The sequence below is a fragment of the Rhodococcus indonesiensis genome (assembly GCF_047782815.1).
GTDB lineage: Bacteria > Actinomycetota > Actinomycetes > Mycobacteriales > Mycobacteriaceae > Rhodococcus > Rhodococcus indonesiensis.
The window spans coordinates 4,577,338-4,594,235 of the sequence record NZ_CP180630.1; the positions used below are offsets into that span (position 1 = coordinate 4,577,338).

15 protein-coding genes are annotated in these 16,898 nt (G+C 69.0%); 8 read left to right on the forward strand and 7 right to left on the reverse strand.

All coding sequences use genetic code 11. The features are described from left to right. Position 1: 1 nt before the first annotated feature. The 5 genes from ACM26Y_RS20895 to hsaA all read right to left on the reverse strand — a co-directional run bounded on the left by ACM26Y_RS20895 (position 2) and on the right by hsaA (position 6,862). Positions 2-1,252, reverse strand: coding sequence for a lipid-transfer protein (locus ACM26Y_RS20895; RefSeq protein WP_416061827.1), 1,251 nt, complete (start codon positions 1,250-1,252; stop codon positions 2-4). Further along, on the reverse strand, positions 1,249-3,441 hold the full coding sequence (locus ACM26Y_RS20900) for an acyl-CoA dehydrogenase (RefSeq protein ID WP_416061828.1): 2,193 nt from the start codon (positions 3,439-3,441) through the stop codon (positions 1,249-1,251). Before ACM26Y_RS20900 ends, ACM26Y_RS20895 begins: the two co-directional genes overlap by 4 nt. A gap of 28 nt (positions 3,442-3,469) precedes the next feature. Next, positions 3,470-4,630, reverse strand: a complete 1,161-nt coding sequence (locus tag ACM26Y_RS20905; protein ID WP_416061829.1) for a steroid 3-ketoacyl-CoA thiolase — start codon at positions 4,628-4,630, stop codon at positions 3,470-3,472. Between the two features lie 221 nt (positions 4,631-4,851). Further along, on the reverse strand, positions 4,852-5,526 hold the full coding sequence (locus ACM26Y_RS20910; RefSeq protein WP_003934710.1) for a TetR family transcriptional regulator: 675 nt from the start codon (positions 5,524-5,526) through the stop codon (positions 4,852-4,854). Between the two features lie 169 nt (positions 5,527-5,695). Further along, positions 5,696-6,862, reverse strand: a complete 1,167-nt coding sequence (gene hsaA / locus ACM26Y_RS20915) for a 3-hydroxy-9,10-secoandrosta-1,3,5(10)-triene-9,17-dione monooxygenase oxygenase subunit (RefSeq protein ID WP_003934711.1) — start codon at positions 6,860-6,862, stop codon at positions 5,696-5,698. Positions 6,863-7,092: 230 nt separating this feature from the next. Here hsaA and ACM26Y_RS20920 point away from each other — a divergent pair, with 230 nt between their 5' ends. Genes ACM26Y_RS20920 through ACM26Y_RS20930 form a run of 3 tightly spaced genes read left to right on the forward strand, consistent with a single transcriptional unit; the run spans position 7,093 to position 9,316 of the window. Further along, positions 7,093-8,268, forward strand: coding sequence for a Rieske 2Fe-2S domain-containing protein (locus tag ACM26Y_RS20920; protein WP_371382223.1), 1,176 nt, complete (start codon positions 7,093-7,095; stop codon positions 8,266-8,268). Beyond that, entirely contained in the window at positions 8,246-8,503 is a 258-nt protein-coding gene (locus ACM26Y_RS20925; protein WP_003934713.1) for a hypothetical protein, read from the forward strand. Before ACM26Y_RS20920 ends, ACM26Y_RS20925 begins: the two co-directional genes overlap by 23 nt. A 21-nt stretch (positions 8,504-8,524) precedes the next feature. Next, a complete protein-coding gene (locus ACM26Y_RS20930; RefSeq protein WP_003934714.1) occupies positions 8,525-9,316 on the forward strand; it encodes an SDR family NAD(P)-dependent oxidoreductase in 792 nt (263 codons plus the stop codon). Between the two features lie 419 nt (positions 9,317-9,735). Here the strand turns inward: ACM26Y_RS20930 and ACM26Y_RS20935 are convergent, their stop codons facing one another. Beyond that, a complete protein-coding gene (locus ACM26Y_RS20935) occupies positions 9,736-10,125 on the reverse strand; it encodes a VOC family protein (protein ID WP_416061830.1) in 390 nt (129 codons plus the stop codon). A gap of 837 nt (positions 10,126-10,962) precedes the next feature. After that, complete coding sequence (locus ACM26Y_RS20940) at positions 10,963-11,700, reverse strand: IclR family transcriptional regulator (protein ID WP_371382220.1); 738 nt, start codon at positions 11,698-11,700, stop codon at positions 10,963-10,965. A gap of 101 nt (positions 11,701-11,801) precedes the next feature. Between ACM26Y_RS20940 and ACM26Y_RS20945 the strand changes: the two genes are divergently transcribed. From ACM26Y_RS20945 to ACM26Y_RS20965, 5 genes are all read left to right on the forward strand, one after another. Then, positions 11,802-12,233, forward strand: coding sequence for a nuclear transport factor 2 family protein (locus ACM26Y_RS20945; protein ID WP_416061831.1), 432 nt, complete (start codon positions 11,802-11,804; stop codon positions 12,231-12,233). Positions 12,234-12,290: 57 nt separating this feature from the next. Beyond that, positions 12,291-13,130 carry an SDR family NAD(P)-dependent oxidoreductase gene (locus ACM26Y_RS20950; protein WP_003934720.1) on the forward strand — a complete coding sequence of 280 codons (840 nt, stop codon included), beginning with the start codon at positions 12,291-12,293 and terminating at the stop codon, positions 13,128-13,130. Between the two features lie 129 nt (positions 13,131-13,259). Then, complete coding sequence (locus tag ACM26Y_RS20955) at positions 13,260-14,720, forward strand: FAD-dependent oxidoreductase (protein ID WP_416061832.1); 1,461 nt, start codon at positions 13,260-13,262, stop codon at positions 14,718-14,720. 44 nt (positions 14,721-14,764) lie between these two features. Then, positions 14,765-16,099, forward strand: a complete 1,335-nt coding sequence (locus ACM26Y_RS20960) for an MFS transporter (protein WP_003934722.1) — start codon at positions 14,765-14,767, stop codon at positions 16,097-16,099. Positions 16,100-16,118: 19 nt separating this feature from the next. Next, positions 16,119-16,898, forward strand: a complete 780-nt coding sequence (locus ACM26Y_RS20965) for an SDR family NAD(P)-dependent oxidoreductase (protein ID WP_416061833.1) — start codon at positions 16,119-16,121, stop codon at positions 16,896-16,898.

Genomic DNA, 16,898 nt, shown 5'->3' on the forward strand with positions numbered 1-16,898 from the left:
GTCAGTTCTCCTTCTCGTCCGCGGATCCGGTGAGGGTCCCGGCCCGGTACAGCGTCACCACGCACGCGCCGCCGAGCCCCAGATTGTGTTGCAGGCCCACGCGGGCGCCGTCGACCTGGCGGTCACCGGCCTCGCCGCGCAGCTGCCAGGTGAGTTCGGCGCACTGGGCCAGGCCGGTGGCACCGAGGGGATGGCCCTTGGAGAGCAGGCCGCCCGACGGGTTGACCACCCACCGGCCGCCGTAGGTGGTGGCCCCCGACTCGACGAGCTTGCCGCCCTCCCCCGGGCCGCACAGGCCGAGCCCCTCGTAGGTGATGATCTCGTTGATCGCGAAGCAGTCGTGCAACTCGATCACGTCGACGTCGTCGACGGTGAGCCCGGACTCGGCGAACACCCGGGCGGCGGCCGCCCCGGTCATCGGGGCGCCGACGACGTCGATCATCGAGCGGCTGTCGAACGATTCGCCGGTGTCGGTGGTCAGCGTCTGCGCCACGATCTCGACGGCCCGGTCCTCGAGGCCGTGCTCGCGCACGAACGCCTCGCTCACCAGGACCGCCGCGCCGGCGCCGTCGGAGGTGGGCGAGCACTGCGAGCGGGTGAGCGGCGCGTGGATCATCTTGTCGCCCAGGACCTGTTCGAGGGTGTACTCGTCGCGGAACTGCGCGTAGGGGTTGTGCACCGAGTGCCGGTGGTTCTTCACCGCCACGGCGGCGATCTGCTCGGCGGTGGTGCCGTAGCGCTCCATGTGCTCGACCGCGGCATTGCCGAACAACTGCGCGGTCATCGGCCCGGTGCCCCACTCGTGCAGGTCGGTCATGACCTTCAGGTGGTGGTCGAGGGTGGTGACCTTGGGCAGTTCGCCGGTGCCGGTGAGGGAGGTGCGGGTCATCTTCTCGAACCCGACGGCCAGCGCGACGTCGGCCTGCCCGCCCTGCACCCAGTCCCGCGCCGTCATCAGCGCCGTGGACCCGGTGGCGCAGTTGTTGTCGACATTGACGATCGGGATGCCGGTCAGCCCCACCTCGTACAGGGCGCGCTGACCGGCGGTGGACGGCTGGAACACGTAGCCGACGGCGGCCCGCTGCACCCGCCCGTAGCCGATGCCGGCGTCGCCGAGGGCGGCGTCGACGGCCTCGCGGACCATCTCGGGGTATTCCCGGCCGCTGGTCTCGATCTTCTCGAACTTCGTCATCCCCACGCCGACGACGAACACACGACGCCCGTGCCGCGCCGACGTCACCGCGGCGCTCACTTTCCGGGCTCGGGGTCGCGGGGCAGGCCGAGCAGGCGCTCCCCGATGATGTTGAGCTGGACGTTGGTGGTGCCGCCGGCGATCGACATGCACTGGGAGTTGAGGAACATCTGCGTCGCCGACCGGCGGTCCTGCGCGCCGAGCAGCGAACGCGGTCCGGCCCAGTCCATCGCGACCTCCCACACCTGCTGGATGTGCTCGACGCCGAGCAGCTTCGCGACCGAGGACTCGGCGCCGGGCTGCGCCCCGGCCAGCGACCGCAGCGTGGTGCGCAGCGCCATCAGCCCGCCGGTCTGCGCGTCGCACAACACCTTCCCGAGGACGGTGGCCTGTTCGTCGTCGAGCCCGCCGGGCAGTTCGGCGCCCAGTTCGAGCAGGGCCTCGCCGCCGGAGCCGAGGGACGAGTCGTGCGAGAGGGAGACGCGTTCGTTGGCGAGGGTGGTGCGGGCGAGCTTCCAGCCGTCGCCGGGCTCGCCGACGAGGCACTCGTCCGGGACGAAGACGTTGTCGATGAAGATCTCGTTGAACAGCGCCTCGCCGGTGATCTCGCGCAGCGGGCGGATGTCGAGACCCTCGCTGCCGCGCATGTCGACGAGGAAGTACGACAGGCCCTTGTGCTTGGGAGCGGAGGCGTCGGTGCGGGCCAGGCAGATGCCCCAGTGGGCGTCGCGGGCCATCGAGGTCCACACCTTCTGCCCCTGCAGGATCCACCCGCCGTCGACCTTGGTGGCCTTCGTGGTCAGCGACGCCAGATCCGAGCCCGCGCCGGGCTCGGAGAACAGCTGGCACCAGACGATGTCGCCGCGCAGCGACGGCGGCACGAACCGCTCGAGCTGCTCCGGGCTGCCGTGCGCGATCAGGGTCGGCACCACCCAGTTGCCGATGATCATGTCGTGCGGCCTCAGGCTGGCCCCGCGCAGCTCCTCGGCGATCACCAGCTGGGTGACCGCGTCGGCGCCCTTGCCCCACGGTGCGGGCAGATGTGGTGCGGTGTAGCCCTTCTCGGCGAGGTACGCGGTGCGTTCGGTGCCGTCGAGAGCGACGGCGGGCTCGAGTTCGCCGCGCACCTCGGCGCGGATCCGTTCCGCCTCCGGCGGCAGGTCGATGCCGAGGACGCGGCGGGTGCCGCCGCGGGTGAGGTCGGTGACGCGCCGGCGCCACGAGGCGGTGGAGCCGAGCAGGATCCGCAGCGACTGGGCGCGGCGCAGATACAGGTGCGCGTCATGCTCCCACGTGTAGCCGATGCCACCGAGGATCTGGATGCAGTCCTTGGCCACGGCGAACGCTGCCTCGGGGGCCGTGGCGCCGGCGACGGCGGCCGCGAGGGACGCCTCGTCCGCCTCGGCACCGCCGGGGGTCAGGGCGCGGGCGGCGTCCCACGCGCACACGCGGGCCTGCTCGGCGAGTGCGAGCATGCGTGCGGCGCGGTGCTTGACGCCCTGGAACTGGCCGATCGGCCGGCCGAACTGGCGGCGCACGGCGGCGTACTCGGCGGCGGTGCGCACGCACCAGTCCGCGATGCCCGAGGCCTCGGCCGCGAACAGAGCGGCGGCGAGATCGGTGACGCGCTGCGGATCGATCCGCAGCACGTCGTCGGCGCCGAGCGCCAGCCGGTCCACCTCGAACTGCGAATTGCCGCGGACCACATCGTGACTGGGCAGGTCCTCGACGTCGATCCGGTCGCGGCGCAGCAGCACCCAGGCGCGGTTGCCGGCGTCCTCGGCCGCGACGAGCAGCAGATCGGCGGTGTGGCCGCCGAGGACGAATCCGGATCGTCCGGACAGTGTGGTGCCGGCCGAGCCGCGCCCCACCCGCAACGTGCCCGGCTCGAGGGCGACGCCGGCGAGCGTGGCACCGTCCGCGAGACCGGCGAGTTCGGCGGTGCGGCCGGCCTCGCGCAGCACCGCGGCGGTCAGCACGGTCGGCAGGAACGGGCCGGGCACCATCGACCGGCCGAGTTCCTCGGTGACGACCGCGAGTTCGACCAGACCGCAGCCGGCGCCGCCGACCTCTTCGGGCAGGTGCAGACCGAGCACACCGAGTTCGGCGAGCGAGTTCCAGAACGCGGGACGGGTGTCGGTCTTGGCTTCGACGGCCTGGCGCACCACGTCGGCGGTGACGTGGCGGGTGGCCCAGCCGCGCACCGCGTCGCGCAGGTCGCGGTCCTCGTCTGTCAATCCAATGGTCATGTCGGCCTCGCGAATTCGATGGTGTCGGTCAGATGCGTTCGATGACGGTGGCGGTGGACAGTGCGCCGCCCGCGCACATGGTGACCAGTGCCGTGGACCGGTCGGACCGCTCGAGCTCATGCAGGGCACTGGTGAGGAGCCGGGCACCGGTCGACCCGACGGCGTGACCGAGGGCGATGGCGCCGCCGTTGACGTTGACCTTGGACATGTCGGCGTCGAGCACCTGCGCCCACGACAGGACGACCGCGGCGAATGCCTCGTTGATCTCGACGAGGTCGACGTCGTCGAGCGTCATGCCGGCCTTGCCGAGGACGTGGCGGGTGGCGTCGATCGGACCGTCGAGGTGGTAGTACGGGTCGGACCCGACCATGCCCGAGGCGACGATCCGGGCGCGGGGCCGCAGGCCCAGCTCCTGGGCCCGCTCGGCGCTGGTGAGCAGGACCGCGGCGGCGCCGTCGCTGATCTGCGACGCGGAACCGGCCGTGTGGATGCCGCCCTCGACGACCGGCTTCAGTGCGGCCAGGCCTTCGGCGGTGGTCTCGCGCAGGCCACCGTCGCGGGTGACGACGGTGGTCTCGCCGGTGGGCACGCCGTCGACGAGGACGGGCGCCTCGGTGGGGACGATCTCGCGGTCGAACCGGCCCTCGGCCCATGCGGCTGCGGCGCGGCGCTGCGACTCGAGGCCGAAGGCGTCGGTGTCGCCGCGCTTGATGCCGCGCTTGGCGGCGATGCGCTCGGCCGAGGTGAACTGGTCGCCCATGTCGATGGTCCAGTCGTCCGGGTAGGGGCTGCCGGTCTCGGGGGTGAGGGCCTGGCCGAGGAACACCCGGCTCATGGATTCGACGCCGCAGCCGATGCCCGCGGTGATCTGGCCGGAGGCGATGAGACCGGCGACGATGTGGACGGCCTGCTGGGAAGAGCCGCACGCGCAGTCGATCGACGTGGCAGCTGTCGTGTAGGGCAGTCCGGCGTGCAGCCAGGCCTGCCGGGTGACGTTGTTGGACTGCTCGCCGGCCTGGGTGACGCAGCCGCCGACGATCTGTCCCACCTGGTCGGCGGCGAGGCCGGTGCGCTCGAGAACGGCGCGCTGGGCGGTGCCGAGCAGGGTGGCCGGGTGCAGACCGGACAGGGCGCCGCGGCGGCGGCCGACGGGGGTACGGGCCGCGTCGACGATGACTACGTCGGTCATGAGCTGGCTCCTCGGAACATGAGTGCTGGGCAGGTGTTCATGGGACGCGCCGGGGAACAGAACCGGAACGCGTTCATTTTTGGAATGTATTCCATTTCTTACGCCGAGGCAATGGTCTGCCTAGGACCGGATGTCGGTCTATGCCCGGCCGACAGAATTAGAATTCATTTCAGTTCTATGGGTACGCCACGGTTCGACGCACGAGTGCGCGACCGCGGGGGTCAGACAGAGAGCGCCGGGCTCGCGTTCGCCGGGCTCGCGTTCGCCGGACTCGCGTTCGCCGGACTCGCGTTCGACAGCCCCGCGAGCAGCAGCTCACACGCCACCCGCAGGTCGGACTCCGCATCGGGAACCGAGATCCGGCCGTTGAGACTGGACTGGATGATCCCGAACCACGCCTGCTCGAGGACCCGCACGAGTGTCGCGTCCCGTTCGGTGACGTACTCGAGCCCGGCCGCACGGTAGAGCACCTCGCGGAAACGGTGGTCGATCTTCGCGACGTCGGGAATGGACGTCGCCTTGGCGGTACTCGTGGACTGGATCATCGCCGTCGCCAGCAACGGCCGTCGCCGCAGCGCCCGCGTCGCCCGCACGAGCGCCTCGTAGACGGCCTCCTGCGGAGTGGCGTCCGGATTGGTGCGCTGGGCCATCCGGTCGCTCATCTGATCGATCTGATCGACCATGACCGCCACGAACAGGTGTGTCTTGGACGGGAAGTACCGGTACAGGGTGCCGATGGCGACGCCGGCCATCTTCGCGACCTCGTGCATCTGCACCCGCTCGAGTTCCTTCTCGGTCGCCAGGCTCGCGGCGGCGTCGAGGATGCGCCCGAACCGCGCGCGCTGCTCGGCGGACGTCGGCTCCGCGGCGTCCCGCGCTTCGGCAACTCTGGGCACGGGGTCCTCCTCCGTCGTCTCGTCCCTGCGGCAACGCCGCGCCCTCCAGCATCCCGCGTTCCACGCCGAGCCGCCGGAGATCTTCCACTCAGTGGGACGTGCCCGTGCTCGACGCACGAGAGGCAGGATACAGCGGTCCCGGTCACCCCTCGTTCCGGCAGGCCCCGGGTCAGATCAGATTGTCCTCCACCGGCAACCCGAACGCGCCCCGCCCGTACATCGCGAGGGCACGCTCGGGATCGTTGGCGACGTGCACGCTGCCCGCGTGCGCATCACGCCATGCCCGCTCGACGGGGTTCCCCCGGCCGAGCGAGTTGCCACCCGAGGTCTTGAACAGCAGATCGATCGCCTCGACGGCACGCTCGGTGCCCCGCACCTGGTCGCGGCGCAGCCGCAGCCGCAGCCTCGTCGGCAGCGGCTGCCCCGCCACCGCCAGCTCGTACAACTCCCGGATGTTGCGGTCCGTCTGGAGGATCGCCGCGTCGATCTCGGAGGCGGCCCGGGCGACGGCGACCTGCGCGAACTGGTCCTCGGCGAACCGGCCCCCGCCCAGGCTCAACCGCACCCGGTCCCGCATCGCGCCCAGATACTGCTCGTAGCAGCCGGCGACCGTTCCGATCACCGGCGCGGCGACCGCGGTGGTGAAGATCGCCGCGAACGGCAACCGGAACAACGGCCCCGGATTCACCGCATGTCCGGGGGCCCGTAGCTGCGCCAGGTCGTAGTTGCGCACCGTGCGGTGATGCGGCACGAACGCGTTGTCGACGGTGATCTCGTTGCTGGCGGTTCCGCGCATGCCCACGACGTCCCACACGTCCTGGATCCGGTAGTCGCTGCGCGGCACCAGGACGGTCATGAAGTCCACCGGCCGGCCCTCGGCACCGACGACGAGCGCCCCGAGCAACGCCCAGGTCGCATGCTCGCACCCGGACGAGAACCGCCAGCTGCCCGACAGCCGGAAACCGCCGTCGACCGGGACGAGTTCGCCGACCGGCGCGTACGACGAGGACAGCAGCGTCGAATCGTCCTGCCCCCACACGTCGTCCTGGGCCTGCGGGTCGAACAGGCCCAGATGCCAGGAGTGGACCCCGAGGATCGACGTCACCCAGCCGGTCGACCCGCACGCCCCCGAGATCTCCCGCACCACCTCGTAGAAGCGCACGGGGTCGCATTCGAGACCGCCGTACCGGGCGGGCTGCAACATCCGGAACACCCCCGCGGCGGCCAGGTCCTGCACGGTCTGGTCCGGCACCCGGCGCGAGTCGTCGACCACGTGCGCGCGTTCCGCGATGGACGGCAGCAGTTCGCGCACCTTCGTCAGCACGTCGTCGGGCATCGGCGTCACTCCTTCGTGACCGGGGCGGGTACGAGCTCCCCCATCGTGCGGCGCCGTCGCCGCGGACCGCCGGAACGTGTCCCGGACAGTGGGATCGTCGCCCCCCCGGTGACCGGCCTCACCTAGCGTCGAATCCACGGTCGCAGGCGGCTGCCGTCCCCCGGCCCACCCGCGCACAGCACCGAGGTGCTCCATCCGATACGACATTTCCTCCGAAAGGACGGACGACAGTGAGCTCCAGCAAGTCCGACGACGTCGAAGTTCGCGAGATCGTGGCCGGTGCCGCGCCCACCCGGTTCGCCCGGGGATGGCACTGCCTGGGCCTGTCCGAGTCCTTCAAGGACGGCAAGCCGCATTCGATCCACGCCTTCGGCACCAAGCTCGTGGTGTTCGCCGACAGCAACGGCAACCTGAAGATCCTCGACGCGTACTGCCGGCACATGGGCGGCGACCTCAGCCAGGGCACGATCAAGGGCGACTCGGTGGCCTGCCCCTTCCACGACTGGCGCTGGGGCGGCAACGGCCGGTGCACCTCGATCCCCTACGCGCGGCGCGTCCCGCCGATCGCGAAGACCCGTGCGTGGCACACCCTCGACCAGGACGGAATGCTGTTCGTCTGGCACGATCCCGAGGGCAACCCGCCGCCCGCCGACGTCACCATCCCCCGCATCGAGGGCGCGACGAGCGACGAGTGGACCGACTGGGTCTGGTACACCACCGAGGTCGACACCAACTGCCGCGAGATCATCGACAACATCGTCGACATGGCGCACTTCTTCTACGTGCACTACTCGTTCCCCACGTACTTCAAGAACATCTTCGAGGGCCACGTCGCGACGCAGATCATGCACGGTCAGGCGCGCGAGGACATGCGGCCGCACGCCGACGGCCAGCCGAGGCTCGTCGGCAGCCGCTCCGAGGCGGCGTACTTCGGTCCGTCGTTCATGATCGACGACCTGCAGTACAAGTACGAGGGCTACGACATCGACTCGGTGCTGCTCAACTGCCACTACCCCGTCAGCGAGAACAAGTTCGTCCTGATGTACGGGATCATCGTGAAGAAGTCGGACGCCCTCGGCGACTCGGCCGACGAGACGGCCCGCAAGTTCGGTGACTTCATCGCCCGTGGCTTCGAGCAGGACGTCGAGATCTGGAAGAACAAGACGCGCATCGAGAATCCGCTGCTGTGCGACGAGGACGGCCCGGTCTACCAGCTGCGCCGCTGGTACGAGCAGTTCTACGTGGACGCCGCCGACGTCAAGCCGGAGATGACCGAGCGGTTCGAGTTCGAGATGGACACCACCCGCCCCGTGGCTGCGTGGATGAAGGAGGTCGAGGAGAACCTCGCCCGCAAGACGGCAGCCGAGGAGGCGGCGACCACCGATGCAACCCCTGCAGTGCACTGAGTGCGGCGCCCGGGTTCTCGTCGCCAAGAACAGCTGGGAGCACACCTCCGTCCAGTGGAACGAGGAGGCGCGGTCCCGGTGCCCGGAGATGCGTGAGCAGGGTGGGCAGGACTGCCGCCCCGGGGCGCCGCGCCGCGGTTGCGCGAAGCTCGCCGAGACCATCACGTGGGCCGCGACCGAAGGCCGCCTGACCGTCCTCGACGACACCCCGGTCCCCGGACCGATCGTCCAGTAAGCCAGCCGGAAAGGAACTTTCGTGATCGACGTCAAGCAGTACGGCCCGTGGGCCGTCATCGCCGGTGGCTCCGAGGGCGTCGGTGCCGCGTTCGCCGACGAGTTGAGCAAGGCGGGCCTGAACCTGGTGCTCATCGCCCGCAAGCCGGGTCCGCTCGAGGAGACCGCCGAGAAGGTTCGCGGCAACGGGGTCGAGGTGCGCACCCTCGCGCTCGATCTGCTCGCCGCCGACGCGGTCGAGCAGATCCGGCAGGCGACCGACGACGTCGAGGTGGGTTTGCTCATCTTCAATGCCGGCGCCAACAGCTACGGCCACGAGTTCGTCTCCGGCGACCTCGACGGCTTCCGCGGCGTGATCACCCTCAACATCGATCGGCAGCTGGAACTTTCGCACCTGTTCGGGTCGAAGATGAAGGAGCGCGGACGCGGTGGCATCATGCTGCTCGGCTCGCTCGCCGGCTACATGGGGTCCGAGCACCAGAGCATCTACGCGGCGTCGAAGGCGTTCAGCCGGGTCTTCGCCGAAAGCCTGTGGCTCGAACTGGCCCCGCACGGGGTGCATGTCGTCGAACTCGTCCTCGGCGTGACCCGCACCCCGGCGATGATCCGCGCCGGGTTGAACTTCGACATCCCCGGCATGCTCGTCGCCGAGCCGGAGGAGGTGGCCCGGGAGGGCCTCGAACACCTCACCGACGGCCCGGTGTGGGTGGCCGGCGGCAACTACGAGGCCGCGGTCAAGCGCAGCGGATTCCCCCGCGACAAACTTGTCCGGGGCGCGGCCGAGGCGATGCGCAAGTTGCTGAACCGGAGCTGACCGAACGAATTTCCGGGCGCCGGTGTGAAAGCACCGACGCGGGGGTACCTTACACACGATCGGGTCGGCCGGACTGCGCACATTCCATGACAGTCGGTCCACCGTCGACTTGCTGCGCAGGACGGCCGGCCCGATCGGTTCTCGTTTCCGAACTGCCCATCCGCCGAGCACGGCGGGTGGGCAGTTCGTTTCGGTACGGGCCGGAGCGACGGCGGTCGGGACCAGAAGTTCGATACCGCAGATTCAGCGCCCGGGGCCCTGATGCGCGAGGCGGCATCGAGGTTCTCTCGGTGTCGGCGGATTGGGTGCCCGTTCGAGCGGGGCGCGTTCGAAGTAGGCCGCGTGCTCGAACGATCAGACCATGACCGTTATCGGCATCTACCCTCAGCAACTGGATCCATACACGCTGATGGACACCACTATGCCCCGGTTTCCTCGGGTTGCATCACATGCACGAGCGCTCCGGTGGGGTCGGTGAACATGGTGATCCGTCCTACGCCTGGAACGTCGTGTGGCTCCTCGAGTACCTTGCCGCCGAGTTCGGCAACCTTGGCGGCGGTGGCGTCCGCATCGGCCACGGCGATGTAGCCGATCCATCGTGGCGGAGGGGATCCGTCGTAATCTCGCGCCGTGGGATTCATCATTCCGGCGATGTCCTTGCCCTCGTGACGGAACAGTGTGTAGGTGCCCAGTGGGCCCGCGTCGACCTCGTGTCTCTCCCAGCCGAAGAGGGCACTGTAGAACTCCCCGGCCGACGCTTGATCGGGTGTGACAAGTTCGTTCCAGATGAAGCTGTTCGGTTCGGTCACGCCGGCCTCCTCGGAAGCGTGTGTGGCGCTCCTTCAAGAGATTTACAAGTCCTGTCGAACACGGGTTCGTCCAAGCAAATGTCATTGTCTCAGGAGTCTCGTGCCTGCGGTGCCAGCATTTTCATCGACCCGTTGTGGGTCCAGTTCCAGGCCCTGATCCCTGCACGGGTCGACACCCATCCGTTGGGCTGTCACGGGCGGCGGGTACCGGACCGGGTGGTGTTCGACGAGCTCGTGGCCCGGCTCGTGCCGGGGGGCTCCTACCAGGCGTACGCCGATGACCGGGTCTCGGCCACGACCCTGCGGGCCCGGCGACGAGTGGATCAGCGCGGGGTGTTCGACCAGCTCGAACAGGCTGCGCCGGTGGACGGCGAGGGCCACCCGTCGGGGTCGCCTCGATCCGTCGAGTTGCATTCGCCAGCAACGACTTCCACGAGTACCGTGACGGCAGGGTGGCCCGGTTGTGGACCGCCTTCGACGCGAGGGATCTGCTCGTGCAGCTGAGTGTGCTCCCCAAGTCGGGGAGTACCGCCGAGAAGGCCGTGATCGGCCTGCACCGACTCCGCCTTCGTCTCCGGCGCGCGAGAATCGACCGGTGATCGTGTGCGCCTTTCGTGCGACGTGCCTGGCACGATACGCACACCGGAGACAACGACATCAGGAGCTGCGGTCACCCACGTCGGTGCCGGTTCGTCGTCCGTCGTAGTCCCCGGGTGCCTGCCGTTCCCGGTGCCCGGAACGCACCCGGGGGCGTGGGCGTGTCCCTGGTGCTTCGTCGGGCGCCCGCTCTGCAGATGACTTCGCGCATACTCCTCACGGAAGAATGGAATCTCGGCCTCAGTGCAACAGCTTTCCCAGGGCACCCGCGGCGGCCATTACGGCCGCGGCGAGCTTTTCCTCTCCTGCCGTGAGCTCGAATACAGAGATGCCCACGGCAGCTTGGGTGCCGCCGGGACGACTCGGGACGGCGGCGGAGATGCCGATGGCCGCGGGGACGATTTCGCCTTGCGATAGCGCATAACCGCGGCGGCGGGCCGCGGCGACTTCGGGGCGTTCACCGTCCATCGGCGGCATCGAGGCCAGCATCGCCAGGCCCGCGGAGCCGCGGTCGATCGGATCCACCTGGCCGGGCCGGAATGCGATGTGCATTTTCGATCGTCGCGGCTCGACCACCATCATCGCGCGCACATCGGACTCCGATTCACGCACTACCAGGTGGGCGGTTGCCTCCACCGTGTCCGCGAGTTCCTCGAGGATCGGCCGCGCCAGGGTACGCAGGTCCTGCTCGACGGAGTCGGCAAGCGTCACGAGCCCGGTGCCGAGCGAGATCCGCTTGCGGTTGTCGCGCCGGCACAATCGGTGTGCCTCGAGGGTGCGGATCAGCCGGTGCGCGACCGTGCGGTGTACGCCGATCCCGTCCGCGATCTCACTGACCGTCAGTCCGCGTGGATGGACGGCAAGCAGTTCGAGGATTTCCAGTCCGTGATGCAGGGTCTTCGACATTCCCGAGTCCGCCTGTACGCGGACGATGTCCGAGTCGGCCGTTCGCTCCGGCCGTGACCCCACCTGTGTCATAACCACACCTCCCTTGACAGGTGTGAACCGTACCACCTAGCGTATTCGTTAGTCGCACACACAGTGCGATAATAGCACACAGTGGGGACGGTTCAAGTGTCATGACGCCCAGCGATACGGATGTCGACGCGACGGTGCTCGCGCAGCTTCACCAGCTCTACGCTCGGCAGAGCCATCTCATCGACGGTGGCGCGGCAGACGAGTGGGCGCGGACGTTCACCCCGGACGGGGAGTTCCGCTCGCCCAGTTACCCGGCGCCCGTCGTCGGTGCCGAAGAGCTCACGGCGTTCGCCGAGCGGTTCTTCGCAGCTGCGACCGCGGCCGGCGAAGTGCACCGGCATGTGATCACCAACGTCGACATCGAGCCCGGCGGCGGGGACACCCTCGCGGTACGGGCCTATCTGCAGATCGTGGCCACGGTCCGAGGCGGGAAATCGCGCGTGGTGCGCTTCACCACCCTCACCGACCTGGTGGTCCGCCACGACGACGCCTGGCGGATCGCGCGACGCATCGTCCGTCGCGACGACTTCTGAAAATCCACAAGACCTTTCGTACTTCTTTCGATACCGCTCTCCTGGAGGACCTCGACCATGGATACCGACACCACCGACGCCCAGAACCCGGGCCGCACCGTCACCACCGCGCTGACCACCGTGTACCCGGAAATGGTCGGCAAGGTCGCCGTGGTCACCGGCGCCGCCCGGGGCATGGGCGCTCGATTCACCCAGGGCCTGGCCACCCGCGGCGTACACGTCGTCGCCGCCGACATCGACGACGTGCAGATGAAGGAAACCGCCGAGAAGATCAACGCCGCGCTCGCCGCGAATTCCTTGGCGGACCAGCCCGGTACGGTGCTCGGGACACGCGTCGATGTCACGAACGCCGAGGACCACGAGAGCCTCGCGCAGGTGGCGCTGCAGACGTTCGGTCGCATCGACTTCTGGGTCAACAACGCGGGCATCTTCCCGTTCGCCCTGGCCGAGGAGATCTCACCCGAGCAGATCGCCGCGACACTCGACGTCAATGTCGAAGGTGTCCTCTTCGGCGCGCAGGCCGCCGCCCGCCACCTGCAGCCCGGTGGGGCAATCGTCAACATGTCGTCGGTGTCGGCGCTCCGGGTCCGTAAGGGCCGCGGCGCCTACTGCACGTCGAAGGCCGCGGTCGCACATCTGACCGAAGCCCTCGCCGTCGAGTTCGGTGACAAGGGCATCCGGGTCAACTCGATCGCTCCCGGCTATATCGACACCGAGATGACCCGGTGGGTGCAGGACGATCCGGCTGCGCTGGCGCACGCCCTCGACGTCGTGCCGCTGCACCGCCTCGGTTCCCCGGAAGAGGTCCTCGGCCCGCTGTTGTTCCTGCTCTCCGACAGCGCCCGCTACGTGACCGGTCACTCCATCGCTGTGGACGGCGGCTCCCGTCATGTCTGAGTCCACCGTCCTCGTCCCGTCGGCCGACCAATTCACCTCCCGGACCGCCGGGCAGGCCGCCGTCGACGGCGGCCTCCCTTCCCACTGTTCGAACGACCGCACCAGCGCGGAGACAGGGAACGCATTGTCATGACCGACGACACCTGGGACGTCATCGTCATCGGCGGCGGCGGAGCCGGCCTGGCCGCTGCGGTCACCGCGGCCGAGCAGGGCGCATCGGTGCTGTTGTTCGAGTCCGAGACCGAACTCGGCGGCTCCACGCAGCTCTCGGCCGGTCTGTTCACCGCCGCCGGCACCAGCGTTCAGCGGGGCCTGGGCATCGAGGACTCGGCCGAGAAATTCTTCCAGCACTACATGGACCTCAGCCAGTGGATGCTTCAGCCGGGACTGATCCGCACTTTCTGCGAGAACGCCGGACCCACCCTCGAATGGCTGATCGAGCTCGGTGTGCAGATCCCGGCCCGCGAGTCCGCGAACGCCCACATGCCCGGACTCTGCCAGGCCGGCGTCGAGGACGTCTGGCGCGGGCACGTGCCCAAGGACCAGGGATACGGCTTGGTCCAGGTCCTTGACAAGGCCCGACGCAGGCACGGTGTCGAGGTGGTCCTGGGCACCCGGGTCCAGAAACTGCTCGCCGAGGACGGCCGCGTCGTCGGTGTGGTCGCGGACGACCTCGACGTCCCGGGTCACGCTGTGGTCGTCGCCTCCGGGGGCTTCGCGCAGGATCCCGAGCTGGTCGACCGCTACTATCCTGTCGCGAACAACGCCGGCGAGTCGCTGTTCGTGGTCGCCGCCCCGGGCAGCCGGGGCGATCACCTCGCGTTCGGTCGTGACGTCGACGCCGCCGTCACCGGCGACGGTTGGGGACTGATGCTCCCGACCGCCTACTTCCAGCGTTACCACCACTGGCAGTCCGGCTTCCCGCCGAAGTCGCGGATCCACGTCAACCGGCACGGCCGCCGGTTCATGGACGAGGATGCCTCCTACGCGGTCTCCGCCGGCATCATCGAGGCCCAGGACGGCCCGGTGTGGGCGATCTTCGACGAGCGGGCCCGGCTCGGCCTGCCCAGCGGGTACACCGACTGGATCCCCGGGCGCGTCGCCGAGGAGGCCGACGCCGGTCGGACGCTGCGAGCGGGCACCCTGGCCGAGCTGGCCGCGCTGCTCGAGGTACCCGCCGACGCGCTGGCCGTCACCGTCGAGCGGTGGAACGCGCAGCTCCCGGCTGGCACCGACGACGACTTCCTGCGCCACCGCACCCTGGCCAACAAGGGCTCCACGGCCGCCCCGGACCCGATCGCGCACGGTCCGTTCTACGCGGTGAGAATGCTGCCCGCCGAGCTGGTCTGCACGCACGCCGGCCTCGAGATCGACAGCAACGCCGCCGTCGTCGACCGGACCGGATCTGCGATCCCCGGCCTGTTCGCTGCCGGGGAGGCCGGCGCCGGAATCCTCGGACTCCGGTACGTCGGCGGCGGCAACGCCGTCGCCAACGCTCTGACCATGGGCCGGATCGCCGGTCGCAACGCGGCACGCGCCTCCCGCCTCTCGTCCACGCACCCCTCCGCCCTCACCTCTGCCCGCCCCTGACCTCAGGGTCTTCACCCCGGTCCCGCACACCCAAAGGACGCGCCATGATTGGTGATTCCCCCGTGATTCCCGTCGCGGATGAACCTGCGCACACCCAGTCCCACCCGAAGAAGCAGTCGACCGCCACGGTCATCCGCGCCGCCGTCGTCGGCACCGTCGTCGAGTACTACGACTTCGGCATCTACGGCTACATGGCCACCACTATCGCCGCACTGTTCTTCGTCTCGGACAACCCCACGGCCGGCTTGCTCGGCACCTTCGCCACGTTCGCCGTCGCGTTCTTCCTCCGGGTGCCCGGTGGAATCTTCTTCGGTCACATCGGAGACAAGTACGGCCGCAAGAACGCCCTGTCGTGGACGATCCTGCTGATGGTGGTGGCCACCGCCGGCATCGGCCTGTTGCCGTCGTACTTCACCCTCGGCCTGTGGGCCACGGCGATCCTCGTCCTGGCCCGCTGCCTGCAGGGCTTCGCCGCGGGTGGGGAGCTGGGCGGCGCCAACGCCTTCGTCTCGGAGTCCGCACCCGCCCGCTGGCGCGGGATGCAGACGTCGATGGTGAACACTGGCACCTACCTCGGCTCGCTGGCGGCCTCGCTGGTCGCGCTCGCCCTGACCTCGGTCTTCGACGACGAGACCGTGCTCGCGTGGGCATGGCGGATCCCGTTCCTGCTCAGCATCGTCATCGGTGTCATCGGGGTGTGGATCCGAACCCAGCTCGAGGACACCCCGGAATTCGAAGAACTCGCAGAAAGCGGCGAGACGAAGAAGCTCCCGATCCGGGAACTGCTGGCCACTTCCCGCAGCAGCGTCGTGAAGATCATCTTCCTCGGCGCCCTGATCACCGGTGGCTACTACATCGCCTCGGTCTACGCCGCCACGTACCTCAAGACCACCGGCGGCCACACCTCCCAGGTCGCGTTCCTGTCCACCTCCCTGGCCCTGGTGCTCGGTGTCATCACCCTTCCCCTCGCCGGCTGGGCGTCCGACAGGTGGGGCCGCAAGCCCGTGCTGTTCACCGGCAGCTTCGCCGCCATCGTCCTCGGCGTCCCGATGTTCATGATGATGGCGGGCGGCAGCATCTGGCAGGCCGTGGTGGGCCAGTCGGTCCTGTTCATCTGCGTCTCCGTGGTCAACGGGGCGTCGTACGTCACGTACGTCGAGATGCTCAAGACCTCGGTGCGTTACACCGGACTTGCGTTCGGCAACAACGTCACCAACATGGTCCTCGGCGGCACCGCCCCGTTCATCGCGACCTACCTCATCGCCCTCACGGGTAATCCCCTCGCCCCCGCCGGGTATTTCGTGCTCACTGCGGTCCTCACCTTCGTCACGGTCTTCTTCGTCACCGAGACCAAGGGCTGCGAACTGAAGACCGACTGACCCAGACAAGGACAGCGCTATGAACACCGAGTTCTCCGGCAAGACCGTCGCCGTCACCGGTGCCGGCAGCGGGATGGGCCGTGCCGAAGCACAGCTGCTCGCCTCCCTCGGGGCGCATGTGTGGGTCGCCGACATCGACCCCACCGCCGGCGAAGCCGTCATCGACCAGATCAGGGACAAGGGCGGTGCCGCCGACTTCTACCGGCTCGACGTCACCGATCCCGAGGGGTGGAGCCGATTCGCCGAGGTGATCGACGCCGCCGACGGGACCCTCGACGGACTGGTGAACAACGCGGGGGTCAGTTTTCGATACGGAATCGAGGACACCTCCGTGGAGGATTGGCGGCGGGTCATGGCGATCAACCTCGACAGCGTGTTCTACGGAATGCGGGCGTGCGCACAGTTGCTCAAACGCAACAGTGGTGGCTCGATCGTCAACATCTCCTCGATCGCCGGCATGCTCGGTTACTTCGCCGCCGCCTACGGCGCCAGCAAATGGGGCGTCCGCGGCCTGTCGAAGGTCGGCGCACTCGAGTTCGCCGAACACCATGTGCGGGTCAACTCGGTCCACCCCGGGCTCGTCGAGACGCCGCTGCTGACCTCGGGTACGACGAAATTCGTCGACGAGAGCCTGAAATCCGTTCCCGCCGGCCGGTCGGCCGACCCCGACGAAGTGGCCGAAACCGTCGCATTCCTGTTGTCGGACAGATCGAAGTACATCACCGGCACCGAGATCGTCATCGACGGCGGCCTGACTTCCGGCGGCCTCTACCACCGCATCACCCGCGAGCTCGGCTGA

Coding starts and splice junctions, on each gene's coding strand:
- ACM26Y_RS20900 (WP_416061828.1), bottom strand. CDS start 3,441: ATGACCATTGGATTGACAGACGAGGACCGCGACCTGCGCGACGCGGTG.
- ACM26Y_RS20905 (WP_416061829.1), bottom strand. CDS start 4,630: ATGACCGACGTAGTCATCGTCGACGCGGCCCGTACCCCCGTCGGCCGC.
- hsaA (WP_003934711.1), bottom strand. CDS start 6,862: ATGCCCGACGACGTGCTGACGAAGGTGCGCGAACTGCTGCCGTCCATC.
- ACM26Y_RS20925 (WP_003934713.1), top strand. CDS start 8,246: ATGCAACCCCTGCAGTGCACTGAGTGCGGCGCCCGGGTTCTCGTCGCC.
- ACM26Y_RS20940 (WP_371382220.1), bottom strand. CDS start 11,700: ATGACACAGGTGGGGTCACGGCCGGAGCGAACGGCCGACTCGGACATC.
- ACM26Y_RS20945 (WP_416061831.1), top strand. CDS start 11,802: ATGACGCCCAGCGATACGGATGTCGACGCGACGGTGCTCGCGCAGCTT.
- ACM26Y_RS20950 (WP_003934720.1), top strand. CDS start 12,291: ATGGATACCGACACCACCGACGCCCAGAACCCGGGCCGCACCGTCACC.
- ACM26Y_RS20955 (WP_416061832.1), top strand. CDS start 13,260: ATGACCGACGACACCTGGGACGTCATCGTCATCGGCGGCGGCGGAGCC.
- ACM26Y_RS20960 (WP_003934722.1), top strand. CDS start 14,765: ATGATTGGTGATTCCCCCGTGATTCCCGTCGCGGATGAACCTGCGCAC.
- ACM26Y_RS20965 (WP_416061833.1), top strand. CDS start 16,119: ATGAACACCGAGTTCTCCGGCAAGACCGTCGCCGTCACCGGTGCCGGC.